The organism is Streptococcus sp. 27098_8_51, from assembly GCF_041432205.1.
Taxonomy (GTDB): domain Bacteria; phylum Bacillota; class Bacilli; order Lactobacillales; family Streptococcaceae; genus Streptococcus.
The window spans coordinates 24,320-42,119 of record NZ_JAPVZE010000009.1 but is presented as its reverse complement, the minus strand read 5'-3'; the positions used below and the strand labels follow the sequence as shown (position 1 = coordinate 42,119).

Annotated in this window: 13 protein-coding genes; 1 reads left to right on the top strand and 12 read right to left on the bottom strand. The window is 41.7% G+C overall.

What is annotated here, in order from left to right; genetic code table 11:
• Positions 1–236: 236 nt before the first annotated feature.
• Positions 237–4,277 (top strand): LPXTG-anchored beta-N-acetylhexosaminidase StrH, encoded by a 4,041-nt coding sequence (gene strH, locus O3622_RS06750; protein ID WP_371607246.1) that lies wholly within the window; start codon positions 237–239, stop codon positions 4,275–4,277.
• Between the two features lie 57 nt (positions 4,278–4,334).
• Here strH and purB read toward each other — a convergent pair whose 3' ends face one another.
• From purB to purM, 12 genes are all read right to left on the bottom strand, one after another.
• Positions 4,335–5,633 carry an adenylosuccinate lyase gene (purB, locus tag O3622_RS06745; RefSeq protein WP_049506259.1) on the bottom strand — a complete coding sequence of 433 codons (1,299 nt, stop codon included), beginning with the start codon at positions 5,631–5,633 and terminating at the stop codon, positions 4,335–4,337.
• A gap of 161 nt (positions 5,634–5,794) precedes the next feature.
• Positions 5,795–7,282 carry a PIN-like domain-containing protein gene (locus O3622_RS06740; protein WP_095726383.1) on the bottom strand — a complete coding sequence of 496 codons (1,488 nt, stop codon included), beginning with the start codon at positions 7,280–7,282 and terminating at the stop codon, positions 5,795–5,797.
• Positions 7,283–7,292: 10 nt separating this feature from the next.
• Positions 7,293–8,366, bottom strand: coding sequence for a 5-(carboxyamino)imidazole ribonucleotide synthase (gene purK, locus O3622_RS06735; RefSeq protein WP_371607245.1), 1,074 nt, complete (start codon positions 8,364–8,366; stop codon positions 7,293–7,295).
• On the bottom strand, positions 8,353–8,841 hold the full coding sequence (gene purE, locus O3622_RS06730) for a 5-(carboxyamino)imidazole ribonucleotide mutase (protein ID WP_371607244.1): 489 nt from the start codon (positions 8,839–8,841) through the stop codon (positions 8,353–8,355). The genes purK and purE overlap by 14 nt, the downstream gene beginning before the upstream one ends.
• A 34-nt stretch (positions 8,842–8,875) precedes the next feature.
• On the bottom strand, positions 8,876–8,992 hold the full coding sequence (locus O3622_RS06725) for a phosphoribosylaminoimidazole carboxylase (protein WP_080976520.1): 117 nt from the start codon (positions 8,990–8,992) through the stop codon (positions 8,876–8,878).
• A 94-nt stretch (positions 8,993–9,086) separates the two neighbouring features.
• The gene (purD, locus tag O3622_RS06720) at positions 9,087–10,349 is read right to left on the bottom strand and encodes a phosphoribosylamine--glycine ligase (protein ID WP_371607243.1); all 1,263 of its coding nucleotides are present in this window, start codon (positions 10,347–10,349) and stop codon (positions 9,087–9,089) included.
• A 650-nt stretch (positions 10,350–10,999) separates the two neighbouring features.
• Positions 11,000–11,770 (bottom strand): DUF2290 domain-containing protein, encoded by a 771-nt coding sequence (locus O3622_RS06715; RefSeq protein ID WP_371607242.1) that lies wholly within the window; start codon positions 11,768–11,770, stop codon positions 11,000–11,002.
• Positions 11,763–13,832, bottom strand: coding sequence for a DEAD/DEAH box helicase (locus O3622_RS06710; RefSeq protein ID WP_371607241.1), 2,070 nt, complete (start codon positions 13,830–13,832; stop codon positions 11,763–11,765). The genes O3622_RS06715 and O3622_RS06710 overlap by 8 nt, the downstream gene beginning before the upstream one ends.
• A 329-nt stretch (positions 13,833–14,161) precedes the next feature.
• Positions 14,162–15,709: a bifunctional phosphoribosylaminoimidazolecarboxamide formyltransferase/IMP cyclohydrolase gene (purH, locus tag O3622_RS06705; RefSeq protein WP_371607240.1), complete on the bottom strand. Its 1,548-nt coding sequence runs from the start codon at positions 15,707–15,709 to the stop codon at positions 14,162–14,164.
• A 1-nt stretch (position 15,710) separates the two neighbouring features.
• Positions 15,711–16,133 (bottom strand): GNAT family N-acetyltransferase, encoded by a 423-nt coding sequence (locus tag O3622_RS06700; protein ID WP_371607239.1) that lies wholly within the window; start codon positions 16,131–16,133, stop codon positions 15,711–15,713.
• Positions 16,134–16,219: 86 nt separating this feature from the next.
• Complete coding sequence (gene purN / locus O3622_RS06695; RefSeq protein ID WP_000717482.1) at positions 16,220–16,771, bottom strand: phosphoribosylglycinamide formyltransferase; 552 nt, start codon at positions 16,769–16,771, stop codon at positions 16,220–16,222.
• Entirely contained in the window at positions 16,768–17,790 is a 1,023-nt protein-coding gene (purM, locus tag O3622_RS06690; protein ID WP_371607238.1) for a phosphoribosylformylglycinamidine cyclo-ligase, read from the bottom strand. Before purM ends, purN begins: the two co-directional genes overlap by 4 nt.
• Positions 17,791–17,800 lie beyond the last annotated feature (10 nt).

Genomic DNA, 17,800 nt, shown 5'->3' with positions numbered 1-17,800 from the left:
ACGCTATGAAGGGCTCTTATTTAATTAGTAGCATTTTTACTAAAAACAAGGTAAATTTTCGTTTGGTTTTTCCTCGGTTTTATCCCTTATTAGCAAATTTCTCCTAAATCTTATGATTTCCTCTATTTATTATAGTTCTTATATAAACCCACTTGACATTTTACTCCTTAGATAATAAAATAAAATTGGTTTTATGTAAACGCTATCATATATGATAATAACAAGGAGGTTTTGTCATGAAACTAGAAAAGAAACAGCGCTTCTCCATTCGTAAATACGCGGTTGGGGCAGCTTCTGTACTTATAGGATTTGCTTTTAGCGCCCAAGTCGTATCTGCCGACGGGATTACTCCAGCTCCAACAGCTGAAGAAACTGTTCAAACTATTCAGGAGAGTCCTCAAGCAGTCAAGGAAGCTGTAGACTCCAAGGTTCCAGAAAAACTGGAAGAAAAGGCTGACAAACCTGTAAAAGAGGAGGTCAAAGAAGACCAGGAGGCTCCTCGAACAGTTGCTCCAACAACAGAAGAGTCAAGCGCACCAGTTGTGACAGAAAATGCTACTCCAACTCCTACTGCCGAGAAAGAAAGCCCTGCCCCAGCTGAAACTCCTGCTGAAAGCACTTCTTCAGAAAAGAAAAATGAAGCCGTCACACCTGCAGTAGCCACTCCTAGCACGGAACGAGCAGCTCAGGTAAATGAAAAACTGGCAAAACGAAAAATGATCTCAATCGACGCTGGACGCAAGTATTTCTCTCCAGACCAACTCAAAGAAATCATCGACAAAGCCAAACACTACGGCTATACTGATCTTCATCTACTAGTTGGAAATGACGGCATGCGTTTTATGTTGGACGACATGACGATCAAAGCGAATGGCAAAACCTATGCAAGCGACGATGTCAAACGTGCACTCGAAAACGGAACTGATGCCTACTACAAGGATCCAAACGGCAACCATTTGACAGAAAGTCAGATGACGGACTTGATCAACTACGCTAAAAATAAAGGTATTGGCCTCATTCCAACTGTAAACAGCCCTGGTCACATGGATGCGATTTTGCATGCCATGAAAGAACTAGGCATCCAAAAACCGAACTTCAACTACTTTGGTAAGGAATCTGCTCGTACCGTTGACCTTGATAACAAGGAGGCTGTTGCATTTACCAAAGCTCTGATCGACAAGTATGCTGCTTACTTCGCTGGCAAATCTGACATCTTCAATATCGGACTAGACGAGTACGCCAATGATGCTACAAACGCCAAAGGCTGGAGCGTTCTTCAAGCCTACAAGTGGTATCCAGAAGATGGATTCCCTGACAAGGGTTATGACAAATTTATCGCCTACGCAAACGACCTTGCTCGCATCGTCAAATCTCACGGCCTCAAACCAATGGCCTTTAACGATGGTATCTACTATAATAGCGACACTAGCTTTGGAACCTTTGACAAAGATATCATCGTTTCTATGTGGACTGGTGGATGGGGCGGATACGACGTCGCTTCTTCTAAACTTCTAGTTGAAAAAGGCCACCAAATCCTTAATACCAACGATGCTTGGTACTACGTCCTCGGACGAAATGCCGATGGCCAAGGCTGGTACAACCTCGACCAAGGACTCAATGGTATCAAGAACACTCCAATCACTTCTGTACCAAAATCTGATGGAGCTACTATCCCGTTCATCGGGGGTATGGTAGCTGCTTGGGCGGATACCCCATCTGCACGCTATTCACCATCACGCCTCTTCAAACTCATGCGTAGCTTCGCAAATGCCAATGCTGAATACTTCGCAGCTGATTATGAGTCTGCTGAACAAGCTCTGAAAGAAGTCCCAACAGACCTTAACCGCTATACTGCAGAAAGTGTCGCAGCTGTAAAAGAAGCTGAAAAAGCCATTCGCTCACTCGATAGCAACCTCAGTCGCGCCCAACAAGACACGATTGACCAGGCAATCGCGAAACTCCAAGAAGCTGTCAGCAACTTGACCTTCACACCAGAAGCTCAAAAAGAAGAAGACGCGAAACGCGAAGTTGAAAAGCTTGCCAAGAACAAAGTAATCTCTATCGATGCTGGACGTAAGTACTTCACGCTCGACCAACTCAAACGTATCGTAGACAAAGCGAGCGAGCTCGGCTACTCTGATGTGCATCTTCTCCTAGGAAACGATGGACTTCGCTTCCTCCTTGATGACATGACCATCACAGCTAACGGAAAAACTTATGCAAGCGATGATGTCAAGAAGGCTATCATAGAAGGAACAAAAGCTTACTACGATGATCCAAATGGTACCACTCTTAGTCAAGCTGAAATCACTGAATTGATCGAGTACGCAAAATCAAAAGGTCTTGGACTAATTCCAGCAATCAACAGCCCAGGTCACATGGATGCCATGCTTGTCGCTATGGAAAAATTAGGTATCCAAAATCCTCAAGCCAACTTTGACAAGGTATCCAAAACAACCATGGACCTCGAAAACGAAGAGGCCATGAACTTTGTCAAAGCCCTCATCGGCAAGTACATGGACTTCTTTGCAGGCAAAACTAAGATCTTCAACTACGGTACAGACGAATATGCCAATGATGCCACCAACGCTCAAGGCTGGTACTACCTCAAATGGTATGGACTCTATGGCAAGTTTGCTGAGTACTCTAACACTCTTGCTGCTATGGCCAAAGAAAGAGGCCTTCAACCAATGGCCTTCAACGATGGTTTCTACTACGAGGACAAGGATGATGTTGAGTTTGACAAGGATGTCATCATCTCTTACTGGTCTAAGGGATGGTGGGGTTACAACCTTGCATCTCCTCAGTACCTGGCAAGCAAAGGCTACAAATTCCTTAACACCAACGGAGACTGGTACTACATTCTCGGCCAGAAACCTGAAGATGGTGGTGGTTTCCTCAAAAAAGCAATTGAAAATACTAAAAAAACACCATTTAACCAGCTTGCATCTACCAAATATCCTGAGGTAGACCTTCCAACCGTCGGAAGCATGCTTGCTATCTGGGCAGACAGACCAAGTGCTGAGTACAAGGAAGAAGAAATCTTTGAACTCATGACTGCCTTTGCAGACAATAATAAAGACTACTTCCGCGCTAACTACAATGCCCTCCGTGAGGAACTTGCTCAAATCCCTACTAACTTGGATGGATACAGCAAGGAAAGCTTGGATGCCCTAAATGCAGCGAAAGAAGCTCTCAACTACAACCTCAACCGTAACAAACAAGCCGAGTTAGACGCTCTCGTAGCCAAACTCAAAGCAGCCCGCCTAGGCCTCAAACCAGCAGCAACCCACTCAGGAAGCCTCGATGAAAATGAACTAGCTGCCAATGTTGAAACCAAACCGGAACTCATCACAAGAGCAGAAAAGATTCCATTTGAGGTTATCAAAAAAGAAAATCCGAACCTCCCAGCTAAGCAAGAAAAGATTGTCACACCAGGTGTAGATGGCGAACGCACTCATTACATCTCTGTCCTTACTGAAAATGGTAAACAAACAGAAACCGTTCTAGATAGCCAAGTAACCAAAGAACCTGTGACCCAAGTGGTTGAAATCGGTGCCCCTATTACTCACAAAGGGGATGAAAGTGGCCTTGCTCCAGCTGCCGAAGCGAAACCAAGACTAGATATCCAAGAAGAAGATATTCCGTTCACTACCGTGACACGTGAAAATCCACTCTTGCTCAAAGGGAAGACTCAAGTCGTTACTAAAGGCGCTAACGGTCGTCGCAGCCATTACTACTCTGTAAGCACTAGTGCTGACGGTAAGGAAGTGAAAACTCTTGTAGATAGCCTTGTGACTCAAGAAGCAGTGACCCAAGTTATTGAAATCGGAACCCTTGTAACCCATGTAGGAGACGAACACGGTCTTGCTCCAGCCGCAGAAACAAAACCAAGACTGGATATCCAAGAGGAAGAAATTCCATTCACTACTGTGACACGTGAAAATCCTCAATTACCAAAAGGACAAACGCAAGTTGTTACTAAAGGGGCTAACGGCCACCGTACTGCCTTCTACTCTGTAAGCACTAGTGCTGATGGAAAAGAAGAAAGAACGCTTGTCAATAGCGTGGTAACACAGGAAACGGTCACTCAAGTTGTTGAAGTCGGCACTGCCGTTGAGAAAGCTGAGAAAGCTGAGCAAACTGCACCAACTACTGCCAAAGCAGATGAAAAACAACTCCCTGCAACAGGAAGTCAAGACTCTGCAGGCTTGGTCGCAGCAGGACTCATGGCGACTCTAGCAGCCTACGGACTCACTAAGAGAAAAGAAGATTAACCCCCTTCGACAAGCATACAAAAAAGCGAGATTTAATCTCGCTTTTTATTGTTAGGATTAATCACCAAGTCCGATACGTTCAAAGATATCATCCACACGTTTAGTGTAGTATGCAGGGTTGAAGATTTCGTCGATTTCCTCTTGAGTCAGGCGTGATGTCACTTCTGGATCTGCTTCGAGAAGCGGTTTAAAGTCTACTTGATTATCCCAAGAGTAGGCTGTTTTTGGTTGCACCAAGTCATAGGCTTGCTCACGGGTCATGCCTTTCTCAATCAGGGTTAACATGGCACGTTGGCTAAAGATCAGACCAAACGTAGAATTCATGTTGCGGATCATGTTTTCTGGGAAGACCGTCAAGTTCTTGACGATATTGCCAAAACGGTTAAGCATATAGTCGATCAAAATAGTCGTATCTGGTGTGATGATACGCTCAGCTGATGAGTGAGAGATATCACGTTCGTGCCAAAGAGCCACGTTCTCATAGGCTGTCACCATGTGACCACGGATAACACGCGCCAGACCAGTCATATTTTCAGAACCGATTGGGTTGCGTTTGTGAGGCATTGCAGATGAACCTTTTTGCCCTTTGGCAAAGAACTCTTCCACTTCGCGCTGCTCAGACTTTTGCAAACCACGGATTTCAGTTGCCATACGCTCGATAGAAGTTGCGATGCTGGCAAGAACTGCAAAATACTCAGCGTGAAGGTCACGAGGAAGCACCTGTGTAGAGATTTCTTGAGCACGGATACCCAATTTGTCGCAGACGTATTTTTCAACGAATGGTGGAATGTTGGCAAAGTTCCCAACCGCACCAGAAATCTTACCAGCTTCTACACCAGCAGCCGCATGCTCGAAACGTTCGATATTGCGCTTCATTTCGCTGTACCAAGTGGCCAATTTAAGACCAAAAGTTGTCGGCTCAGCGTGCACACCGTGGGTACGACCCATCATGATGGTGAACTTGTGCTCCTTAGCCTTGTCAGCGATGATGTTGGTGAAGTTTTCAAGGTCACGACGGATGATGTCATTGGCCTGCTTGTAGAGGTAACCATAGGCAGTATCCACCACGTCGGTAGAAGTCAAACCATAGTGAACCCACTTGCGCTCTTCACCAAGAGTTTCAGAAACCGCACGCGTGAAAGCCACCACATCATGGCGCGTCTCCTGCTCAATCTCCAAAATACGGTCGATGTCAAAGTCCGCCTTTTCGCGAATCAAAGCCACATCTTCCTTAGGGATTTCCCCCAACTCAGCCCATGCCTCGTCAGCCAAGATTTCCACCTCAAGCCAAGCACGGTATTTATTTTCTTCACTCCAAATGTTCGCCATTTCAGGGCGAGAGTAACGGTTAATCATTGTTAAAATATTAAGGGCAACAAGAAGCAACTGAGTTTTAGGAAATAAACGATGGACATTTGTCCCCGAGGCGTTTTATCTATATTCTTAGCTTTTCGTCCAGGTTCAGTTGTACTTGCTTGTGCCAGTCCTTTCTATAAAAAATTTATAATTATTTATTACTAGTAGTAGTCATAATCGTCTTCATCATAAAAGTCATCCTCCCATGAATGTTTATAGACCTCTCGATTATCTTCAATAATTTCAAAATATGGTTCTTCCTCATCCTCAATAACAGGATTAAAGTCTTCACCAAAACAAACTCTAATTTCTCGCTTTATTTTAACTAACAGTTCACCTGAAGCACGAATAATACTCGGTGGAGATGTTATTTCTTCTTTAGTATCATCATCTCGCCCCCAGTATTCATAGTATTCACATTCAATATTACAGTCAAATGTAGCCAAGTATTCAACTTGATATAAACCTTCACCAAGATCATTCAAACTGATTTTATCAATAGAAGATAGATTAGTAAAATTATCTATTTCATAAAAATCGTATGCATCATCTGGCTCTAATCCATCACCCTGAACTTCTTCAATCTCTCTCTCTAAAACTCTAACAAAATTTAATGCTTCATCTTCAATGGTTTCTTTCAAAGATTTATATTTAATTTCCGAAATAGTTGAACTACCAAACTTAGTTTCTAACTGTCCATTTAATTCATATAAAAAGTCAGATAATTTTAGCTTTTTTATTTTCTTCCCTACTATATCTTTAAATTCCATTAAAATCTCATACCTTGGTCTTTTGGAATCTGTACGCTTCCTTTTCTTATTTACTTCTTCCCCCTCTATAATTTCATTCCAATCCTCTTTAGTATCATCTGAAACAAATATAACTGGTTTAGACTGAGATTGAGCATGTTTTAATATTTGTTTCCAAATTATTAAATCCCCATATACTTGAATACTTTGTTTTTCTTCTGCATCCATATAACCTGGTGGAATAGAGGCCGAATATCTTAATTCTCCCTCACTAATTATGTCCATAAGTTCGGGAAACGAGTAATCATCGCCTATTGTAAAATTATTCTCAATAAATTCTTTCAGATTATCTTGTTCAATTTGATTAGTTATTTCAGTAATACGAGCTTCTGTCTCATCCTTAAGCTTATCTTCAAAATCAATAAAAATTTTAGAATTTTCTATATCAGCAAGTTTCAAAGTAAAATTACTAACCTCTGTTTTAAATTCTTCAATAAACTCGGACGAAAAGTAAGGATGGGTTTGTCTGTTTCCGAATTGTTGTTCAAAGTTCTTAATCGCATTGTTAGTATCAGTTATGATTCTTTTTATCATTTCTTGTTGATAAATAATCTTTGCAAAAAATCCAATACTATCATTCTTATTAAAAACATTTTGATAACCTAATGTTTGTTTTTTTATTATGATTTCACGGTCTTTATCATATTCAAACTTAACATGATTGGGCAAAAATATCCTGTCCTTAAAATGATAATTACATTTTTCAAGAATTTCAACCGCCGAATTTGTGCTGTAAAAATATAATTCTAAAAGTGACGATGTGTCAAAAACAAGAATTGCATTCTCATACATGAAATCTTCATCTGTTTCATATAGTTTACTTATTTCATTCCAGTTCATACCCTTCCTCCTAAAACTCCTCCACCTCATCCGGCACATCACTAAACAAAGTCACATGCCCCATCTTGCGGTTGGGCTTCGCTTCTATTTTACCATACAGGTGGAGGTGGGCGCTTGGATTTTCTGCGACATATTTTTCAGCAGCCTCGACGTGTTGGCCGAGGACGTTGAGCATGACTGCAGGCGCATGCAATTTGATAGCTGGTAATGGTGCTCCGAGAACGCCCAAGATATGGGTATCAAACTGGGAGAAGTCGCAGGCTTCGATAGAGTAGTGCCCAGAGTTGTGTGGTCGTGGGGCAATCTCGTTGACAATGATGTCATCAGCCATCGCAAACATTTCCACGCAAAGAGTTCCAGACAGATTAAGCTGTTCTGCGATTCGCACAGCCATAGCTTTGGCTTTTTCAGCTAGACTTTCTGAAATGCGGGCTGGCACAATGGTTTTTGAAAGAATGTTGTTGCGGTGGATATTTTCCTGAACCGGAAAAACTGTCACGTCCTTGCCATTACCAGACACGATGACAGAAATCTCAAGGTCAAAGTTGACGAATTCTTCTAAGACGCAGTCTGCTGAGTCGGCTAGCGCATAGGCTTCTTCCAAGTCTGCTTCTGAGCGAATGACCTTTTGTCCATGCCCATCGTAGCCACCAGTCGCAGTCTTGAGGACATAGTTTTTCGATAGGTCAATATCTGCCAAGTCTTGGCTTGAAGTCACAACCTTGTAGGGTGCCACAGTGACTTGGGCCTTGTTTGAGAGAAAGTCCTTTTCAAAGATGCGATTTTGAGAAATGCGGAGTAGGTCTGTCCCTTGAGGGAGCTGACCATTCTTGATAACAGCATCAAGACCGTCAGCATCGACATTTTCAAACTCATAGGTAAGGACATCGCAACGCTCAGCCAACTGGCGAAGGGCGTTCACATCGTTATAGGGAGCCACGATAATTTCCGCCACGCGAGAGGCTGGACAATCCGCCGCAGGATCCAGCGCGATAACCTTGTGCCCCATGTAGATAGCAGAAATGGCCATCATCTGACCCAGCTGACCACCACCGATAATTCCGATTGTTTTAGATGAGCTCATTTGTAGACTCCTCTGCGATTTTCCCTTGTTCTTCTGCAAAATCTGCCAATGCTGTCGCGATAGCCTGATCCTCTACTGAAAGAAGACGGAGGGCAAACAGGGCCGCATTTATCGCACCAGCTTCACCGATAGCCATTGTCGCCACAGGCACGCCACCCGGCATCTGTACGATAGAGTAGAGCGAGTCCACGCCACTAAGAGCACGTGATTTGACTGGTACACCAATGACTGGAAGGGTTGTTTTGGCAGCTACCATACCTGGCAAATGAGCTGCACCACCAGCACCTGCGATAATGACCTTGATGCCACGGCTACGTGCTTCTTCCGCATGTCTGAACATGAGATCTGGTGTGCGGTGAGCAGAGACAACTTTCTTTTCGTAGGCTACACCGAAGCGGTCTAGGATTTCGGCGGCTTTTTGCATGGTTGCCCAGTCGGATTTTGAGCCCATGATAATGGAAATTACTGGTTTCATAGTTAATATCCTTTTCTTTCCTTTCTTTTTTCAATCACCTTAAGTTGTGAGGGACGGCAGCAGCCACCAAAGGTGTCTCATGCCTAAATCGGAAGCCCAAGGTCTTCCGATTTCCCTGAACGATTGGCTTATCATCCAATCGTTCTTTCACAACGGCGGTGATTGCTCTATATTAGCTCGCTAATGCTCGCAAATCAAACGACCATTATCGTATTTAGCGACTTCGTCGCGTTATTCTTATATCTTTACTTAATTGCCTTGCTTCCGATATCGGTTCGGTAGAAGAGGCCTTCTGTTTTTTGTTTGTCGAGTTCCTTGTAGATGGTATCTTGGGCTTCTTTCACGGTGTCTGCTGTGGTAACTAGCATATAAACTCGTCCGCCGTTTGAGAGCAGTGCTCTGCTATTTTCCGCAAACTTAGCTCCTGCATAGTAGGTGATGATATTGCCTTCTGTCTTAGCTGGCAACTCTAGGCCCTTTGCATAATCCAGCGGGTAACCATTGGACGCGACAACCACACCCAGAGTCACGCCCTTGTCCGTCCACGTGATGTTCGGCTCCTTGCCATCGAGAATATCCGTGATATTTTGCGCAAAGTCAGATGTCAGACGAGGCAAGATAATTTGCGTTTCTGGATCTCCAAAACGAGCGTTGAACTCGATGACCTTAGGGCCATCAGCTGTCAAGATAAGCCCTGCGTAAAGAATACCAAGATATGGACGACCTTCTTTGATCATCCCTTCAAGGACTGGCTTGACAATGGTGTCAACCGCCGTATCAACCACGCTCTGTGGCAAGTGAGGAACTGGCGCATAGGCACCCATCCCACCAGTGTTAGGACCCTTGTCGCCATCGTAAGCACGTTTGTGATCCTGAGCCGTCGGCATGATGTAGAACTTGTCCCCATTGACAAAGGCAAAGAGAGAGAACTCTTCTCCGTCAAGGAATTCCTCGATGACCACTCGCGCCCCCGAGTCACCGAATTTATTGTCCAAAAGCATCTCGTGAGCAGCTTCTACTGCTTGCTCGACTGTCTCAGCAACGACGACACCTTTCCCAAGGGCCAAACCGTCTGCCTTGACTACGATAGGCGCCCCCTGCTTTTCGATATAAGCCTTGGCCTCCTCGAAATCTGAAAATGTGCCATAGGCTGCTGTCGGAACGTCATATTTGACCATGATTTCCTTAGCAAAATCCTTGGACCACTCCAGCTCCGCTGCAGCCCTAGTCGGACCAAAAGCCTTGAGACCAGCTTGGTTAAAATCATCCACGATACCAGCAGCAAGGGCATCATCTGGCCCGATGAAGGTCCAAGCAATATCGTTGGCTTTTGCAAACTCAATTAACTTAGAATGTTCGGAAATAGAGATATTTACCAATTCCAAACCATCCAGAGTCATCCCGTCATTTCCAGGAGCTACAAAGACATTTTCAACGTCTTTTGATTCAAGCAACTTCTTAGCAATCGCATGTTCACGACCACCCGATCCGACAACTAACAGTTTCATCTCTCAACCTCTTTTGCGAATTATTTACTAATATTATATCATAAACGTTCGTTTTAATCCAATGGCTATCATAAATATCTGATTATTAGTAGAATCGAATTCCTATACTATAGCTGAAGTATTTCCAAAGAGTAATATTACTTAACTATTTTACACAGATATTTCAACTTTCCTTCACTCATAGCTAATAATGCTCCACCTTAGAAATATTCATAGAAACACCAAAAAATTCAAATCCCTATTTATTCTGGTTCTAATTCCTAAGTCTTTTATCCAATTTCCCAATTTAAACTAGGATTATTTATATTCATGTTAATGGTCTCAAGATAAATACACAAGCAATACAAGATTAAATATATTTTTCTATTTATAGATAAGCAAAAAGCAGACACCTTAAAATTAGTATAATAATTAACAATCATTAAACTGATAGTTTTTTGATACTTAAAAATAGAAAAAGCCTAGCATATGCTAAGCTTCTAAGAAATTACGATATACAACAATCAATCTTCGAATCCAGATAAAAAGAATGCCTCCGATGCGAATAGAGAATAGGTGGATTAGAAAATGGAGTTACTAAAACCAACTTGTAAAAATTCTAAAAAGAAAAGGTCTTAGCTTTGTATCAAAGTAACCTAAAAATCTGGTAATCAATACTTTATTTGAGGGATAGTAATTTTTGATTGATTTTTATACTTAATTTTTTGATTCGTATTATTGTCTATAATCAAACCTTCCCAATTATCAAGATTAATGCTTTTGTATAATGAATCACTTAAAATTTTATTTTTAACATAATACGCTCGTGGATAATAAGTTTCAATAATATGTTTAACAAAACTATTAAAACAAATCGGCCCTGAGACAGATAATCTTGTATTAGAATTCTGAAGATGCATATGGCTTGCAGGGTGCAACTCTGTATCATTTCCCAAATCAAAATCAAGCCTTATAGCAGTTCGCATTAATAACTTATCTTTTTCGTAAATACCTATTGAAATGTCATTCAATAGTTCATTTAATGCTTCACCTTCATATTCCTTGTATAACTTATTTAATGGGCATGGTACATAAGAAAAATTTTGTTTTAATAATTTTCCTCTTCCATTAAAAATTAACGAACATCGTATTACACTATTATCAAACAAAAGCATTTGAAAACTTTTTGCTTCTATAATTTTTTCATATGAATCAATTGATAAAAAATTACTCTCATTCACTCCTGAAACTTTTTTACTCCAACATACATTATACATAATCTCCTTTGATTTAATATCTGATTCAATATCTATTACTGGATAAATTTTCTCCTTAGCAAATCCAGAATCCTCCAATAAATCAATAGTATTTTTCATTTGATCATAGTGCAGTTTAACTGTTTTAGGAGATTTTTTATAATTTGAATTTTTTTCATCAGTCATATTGAGTAAACTTTCCTAATTCTTCAAGATACTCCTCATTTAGCTCCCCAGAGGCAATCATCTTCTTCAACTCTTCAATCATCTTCATTGCCTTATGATCATTTTGATTTAGCTCTCTATGAACTCTTCTCATTTTCTTAATTTGTTCATCAGTAGGAACTTTAAATTGTAAATGATAATTATTAGAACGACATTTGTTTATTTCTTCCATTAACTGTTCCATTCCATCACCTACACCAGTAATACAAACCCAAGCTTTAGATCTTGTAATGGCTGTAAAGATCGCATTTCTCTTCTTTATAAGTTCTGGACCTGATATGCAGTAATCGGCATTAACTACATATACTACTGCTGATTCATTCCCTTTTGCTCTATAGATACTAGAACAAGTGACATAGCCTTTCTCTTTGAAAGTATCTCGATCTGTTGTCACACCAGCTAAATTACTAGAAATTGACCTTTTAAGTAACGAATCCTGTAATTTATAATACTCTTTCTTCGATGTATAGGCATCTGGAAAAATTACCAAAATATCTTCAGGCAAGAGCTCATCCTCAGCAATATTTTTTTGAATCTGTTCTGCAATATATTCATATTGTTCAAACATTGAATCAAATTTATTAATAATAATTGAATTTTCTGGAGTAATTTCTAATTCATCAAAATATCTAGGTGATGATTCTAATTTTCTTTTTAACGAAACCGTCTGTCCAGCTCTTAAACTACCTTCTATAACTTCATAGCCGATATCTTGCCACAATTCATCATTATTAAAAAATTGAATTAACTCATCACGATATATCCCAAACCCAATTGAATGAGCCAACGTTAATGCCCATTTGGTATTTCTATAACAAACTGGCAAGACAATATCACTTTGAGGTTGATTGGGCCGGTTTTCAATATTTATTTTAGCAGTCCCATCTTCATTTGTTCCAAACATTTCTTCAAGAGAAGGCATTTGTTCAGTGTTAAGATTCTGTAATTCATCATAAGCATAAATTATCTTATGAGTATCTTTAGTTATATTATAGCAAAGTCGGAAAAAATTAGCGGGCATGTCTTGCGCTTCATCAATTATAATTGCATCATATTTATGCGGATAACTCTCAGATACCAAATTTATAATACCTGAGATCGCCCCCTGAAACTCACGATTCCTACCATATTTCTGTAATGCGAGATTATAATTTTCTGGAACAATACCTAGATTATGACATACTTCTGAGTATACTCCTATTTCTGTACCGGCCCCCCAAGCATGAAGAATTTGTAGTTTATCTTCATTTATTGGTTCATCTGAGTACTCTTTGTAAAACATGTTAATCATATCATAAAATTGTTGACCCAGACTACGAGTATAGAATGTCACTGCTATTTTCCACTCTGGATATTGGAAATGTAAATATGCTGCCTTCTTAGCCAGTACCACTGTTTTCCCAGAACCTGCCAATCCTCGAATACGCTGAATTCCTTCAGGATCCTCAAATGCTGCATGATTTTGCCACTTATCCAAATTAGCAATTTCTTTTTCAATTGCTTGTATCTTGTAGCCCTTTGAAGTACTTGATGTAATTTCCCTCTTAGTTTTACTCCCACCTTGTCCCATTTTCTGTAGAGCTGCAACTATTTTTCTATATAGTGTCAATTCTACTGTCTGCTTCTGTGAAGCAAACTTTTCCTTAAAGTCATCAATAGTTAAAATAAACTCAGATTCTAATTTTTTTGGAGTCTCAGCAAGAAAAGTAAAGATTATCGGTTCAAATGCTAATCTTCTTCCTGATCTCAAAGAGGAATACCTTTGGAAATTATATTCAATTTGATAATATAGACTATCTTGATAATCCCTTATTTCCTCTAGAGTAGCAAAATTTTCAAACGAAAAACTCACAATTCCATATTCTAATGATAATAGCAGTGCATCTAGTGTAGTCTTAGATTCATCCTGAGCCCGTAATGGATATCCCAAATATAACGTCCCATCATCGATTAAAGTTTCTAAACATTCTATCAGTTTATTTGCAGCAAACTGGTTCTTTATAACACCACGTACAATATCCATTTCTCCTCCATTGTTATAAGTATTTTCCTTGCAATACTATTTGTTTCAGTAACTAGTATTGTACCAAAATTTTCTGTAGATTGCTTACATAACCCATCACAAACATTTCAATCAATTTTCATCATCATTCTTCTAAACAAAATTATCGTCAACCTTATTTTCAGCTTATCTCAATATAGGCTTTGCAAATCATATTACTAATCAACTTAAATTACTTGATGAATTTCTAGATAGTTAGACTAAATAACAGATGCAATACTCTCTTAAATTTTTTTAAATATTCTCCTCCCCCAAAAAAGGAAAGAAACTGTTTTCTTTCCTTTGCGTTCTTAATGTCTAAAATGTCTCACGCCTGTAAAGACCATGGTCAAGCCATATTTGTCCGCTGCTTCGATAGACTCTTGGTCACGTACTGAGCCACCCGGCTGGATGATGGCCTTAATACCTGCTTTGGCGATTTCTTCCACGTTATCCGCAAATGGGAAAAAGGCATCGGAAGCAAGCACAGCGCCGTCAAGGCGGTCTTTGGCTTGGTCAATCGCAATACGAACAGAGGCCACTCGGTTTGTTTGACCTGGACCAACACCAAGTGTCATGTGGTCGTTGGTTACGATGATACCGTTTGATTTTACATACTTGATAGCCTTCCAAGCGAACTCAAGAGCAGTCGCCTCTGTCTCGGTTGGCTGGCGTTTGGTCACCACTTGCCAGTCAGCTGGGCTTTCCTTGACCACGTCTTGATTTTGCACAAGAAGTCCACCGACAACACCTGTGTATTCTGCTTCCACTTCACTAGCATCTTGTGCGTCAAATGGCAAGGCAAGAATGCGCAAGTTTTTCTTTTTGTTTGTCAAAATGGCTAGCGCTTCATCCGTATAGCTTGGTGCGATGATGATCTCGAGGAAAACGCCGTGCATCTTCTCAGCAGTCGCAGCATCCACCTCACGGTTGAGGACGACAATTCCACCAAAGATAGACACTGGGTCAGACTCATAAGCATAGTCCCAAGCAGTCTCGATGTCGTCAGCTTGACCAATTCCACATGGGTTCATGTGTTTGAGAGCCACAACGGTTGGACGGTCTTTAAAATCACGAATAATACGAATGGCCGCATCCGCGTCACGAATGTTATTGAAGGACAATTCCTTACCGTTGAGCTGTTTGGCTGATGCAATCGAGTAATCCGTTGGCAAGGCTTTTTGGTAAAAGTCTGCATCTTGTTGAGGGTTTTCCCCATAGCGCATAGCTTGTTTGAGGTCATAGGTCAAAGTGAGCTTTTCAGGCTTTGCTTCACCTACTTGAGCTGTGAAGTATTCTGCAATCAAGGCGTCATAAGCCGCTGTGTGACGAAAAACCTTGGCTGCTAAACGTTGGCGAGTTTCATAAGTCGTTTCACCATTTTCTGCCAATTCGTCCAAAACCACAGCATAGTCAGCAGGGTCTACCACAACCGTCACGCTGGCATGGTTTTTAGCTGCTGAACGAAGCATAGACGGCCCACCGATATCGATATTTTCAACTGCGTCAGCGTACGTCACGTCTGGTTTGAGGATTGTTTCCTTGAAAGGATAGAGGTTGACCACTACAAGGTCGATAAGCTCGATCTTATTGTCCTTAGCCGCCTCAAGGTGGCTATCGAGATCACGACGAGCGAGGAGCCCACCATGGATATTTGGATGGAGGGTCTTAACACGACCGTCCATCATTTCTGGGAAGCCCGTCACATCATCAATTGCAATGGTCTCCACCCCAGCATTATCAAGGGTAACCTTTGTCCCACCTGTCGAGATAATCTCCCAACCGAGTTTTTTAAGTTCTTGGGCAAATTCAACAATGCCCGCTTTGTCTGAGACGCTGATTAAGGCCTTTTTCGTCATTCTATTCCTCTTTCTTTAGATCCAAGCGCATAGCGACTTCGTTATTTTCTTCTATAAATCCTGTTTCCTGAAAACCCAGACCAGTCAACAGGTGCTTCATTTTTTCATTTCCAACCACATAATCTGCGGTAATATGACTGCAAGCTCTATCCATCTGGGCCTCTTTGATTAGAACTTCCAAGGCTTTTCGACCATAACCTCTTCCTTGGTACTGCTGACCAATCATTATCCGCCAGATAAAGTATTCCGCTTCATCCTTGTCTATTTCTAGCAGGAGAAAGCCAACCACTTGCTTATCCCAATAGATTGCCATCGGAAACACATCTTCGTTTTTCCGGTAGAGCCATGCATCAGCTAAAGAACGTACATTTGGAGCCACGAAATGTGCTTGTTCATCAGCTTCAGATATTTTCAAATCCAGCACTGCCTAAAAACTGCTCTCATCTACCAATTTCAGTTCAATCATTTTTTCTCCTAGCAAGGTTGCGCAATCAAAACTTGATTTACTTCTTACCTTCTCTCCACTCCCAAGCTATCCAGCACCTCTGGATACAACTTGTACTCAGCCTCGTGAATACGAGCTTCAAAGCTTTCGATAGTATCATCTGCTAGATGTGGCACACGGACTTGCTTGATGACCTTGCCTGTGTCCACACCAGAATCCACCCAGTGAATGGTCACGCCAGACTGGTCAACGCCTGCATTCCAAGCATCCTCAATACCATGAGCTCCTGGGAATTCCGGGAGATAAGCTGGGTGAATATTGATGATACGGCCTTCATAAGCTGCTAGCAAGGTTGGACCGACGATTTTCATGTAGCCTGCGAGGCAGACCAAGTCAATCTGGTGTTCTTCCAAGAGTTCGACAAGTGCTGCTTCGTAGTCTGCCTTGTTCTCAAACTCCTTGAGTTCAAAAGCATAAGACAGGACTCCGAGCTTGTCTGCCCGCTCTAGCACATAGGCGTCACGATGGTCTGAAAAAACAAATTCCACCGGAAATTCTTCGGCAATCACCTGAAAATTTGAGCCGTTACCAGAGGCAAAAACCGCTATTTTTTTCATTTGATGATGACACTTTCGTTTTCTTTCTTGACGATGCGACCAATTTCATAGACTGGTTCATCCAACAATTCCTTGACGCGACCTACATTTTCAGGGCTAACTGCCAGCATGAGTCCCACACCCATGTTGAAGATTTCAAACATTTCTTCATGCTTGATTTCACCGTATTTTTCAAGGGCTTTGAAAATAGGAAGGACTGGAACCTTGTCTTCTTCAATTTCCGCAGCTAGGTCAGCCGCAAACATACGAGGAACATTTTCGATAAAGCCGCCACCTGTGATGTGGGCAATTCCATTGACCAACTCTTCCTTGATGAGTGGCAAGACTGCCTTGACATAGATACGAGTCGGCTCAAGAAGGACTTCTTTGAGTTTCTTGCCTTCCAATTCTGGCAAGACTTCCTCACCTGTGTAGTCGGCAAAGACACGACGGACAAGTGAGTAACCATTTGAGTGGATACCACTTGAGGCAAGTCCGAGAAGAACATCGGCTTCTGCCACCTTTGAACCGTCAATGATTTGAGATTTTTCAGCTACGCCGACCGCAAAACCAGCTAAGTCATAGTCATCTGCGCCATACATACCAGGCATTTCAGCCGTTTCCCCACCGATGAGGGCAGCACCAGCCTGCACACAACCTTCTGCCACACCAGCGACGACTTGTTCTAGTTTAGCTGGTTCATTCTTCCCTGTCGCCACATAGTCGAGGAAATAGAGGGGCTCCGCACCTGCAGCGATGATATCATTGACACACATGGCAACACAGTCCTGCCCAATCGTGTCATGCTTATCGTACTTGATAGCCAGCATGAGCTTGGTTCCGACACCGTCAGTCCCTGAGATCAAGACGGGCTCTTTGACCCCTGTCTTTGAAAGGTCAAACATGCCACCAAAGCCACCAAGAGCTCCCATGACACCCGCACGCTCCGTGCGAGCCACATGCTTTTTGATCCGCTCAACAACTTCATAACCTGCTTCAACATCTACACCCGACTGGGCATAAGCATTTTTATTTGTCATCTTCTCTTCC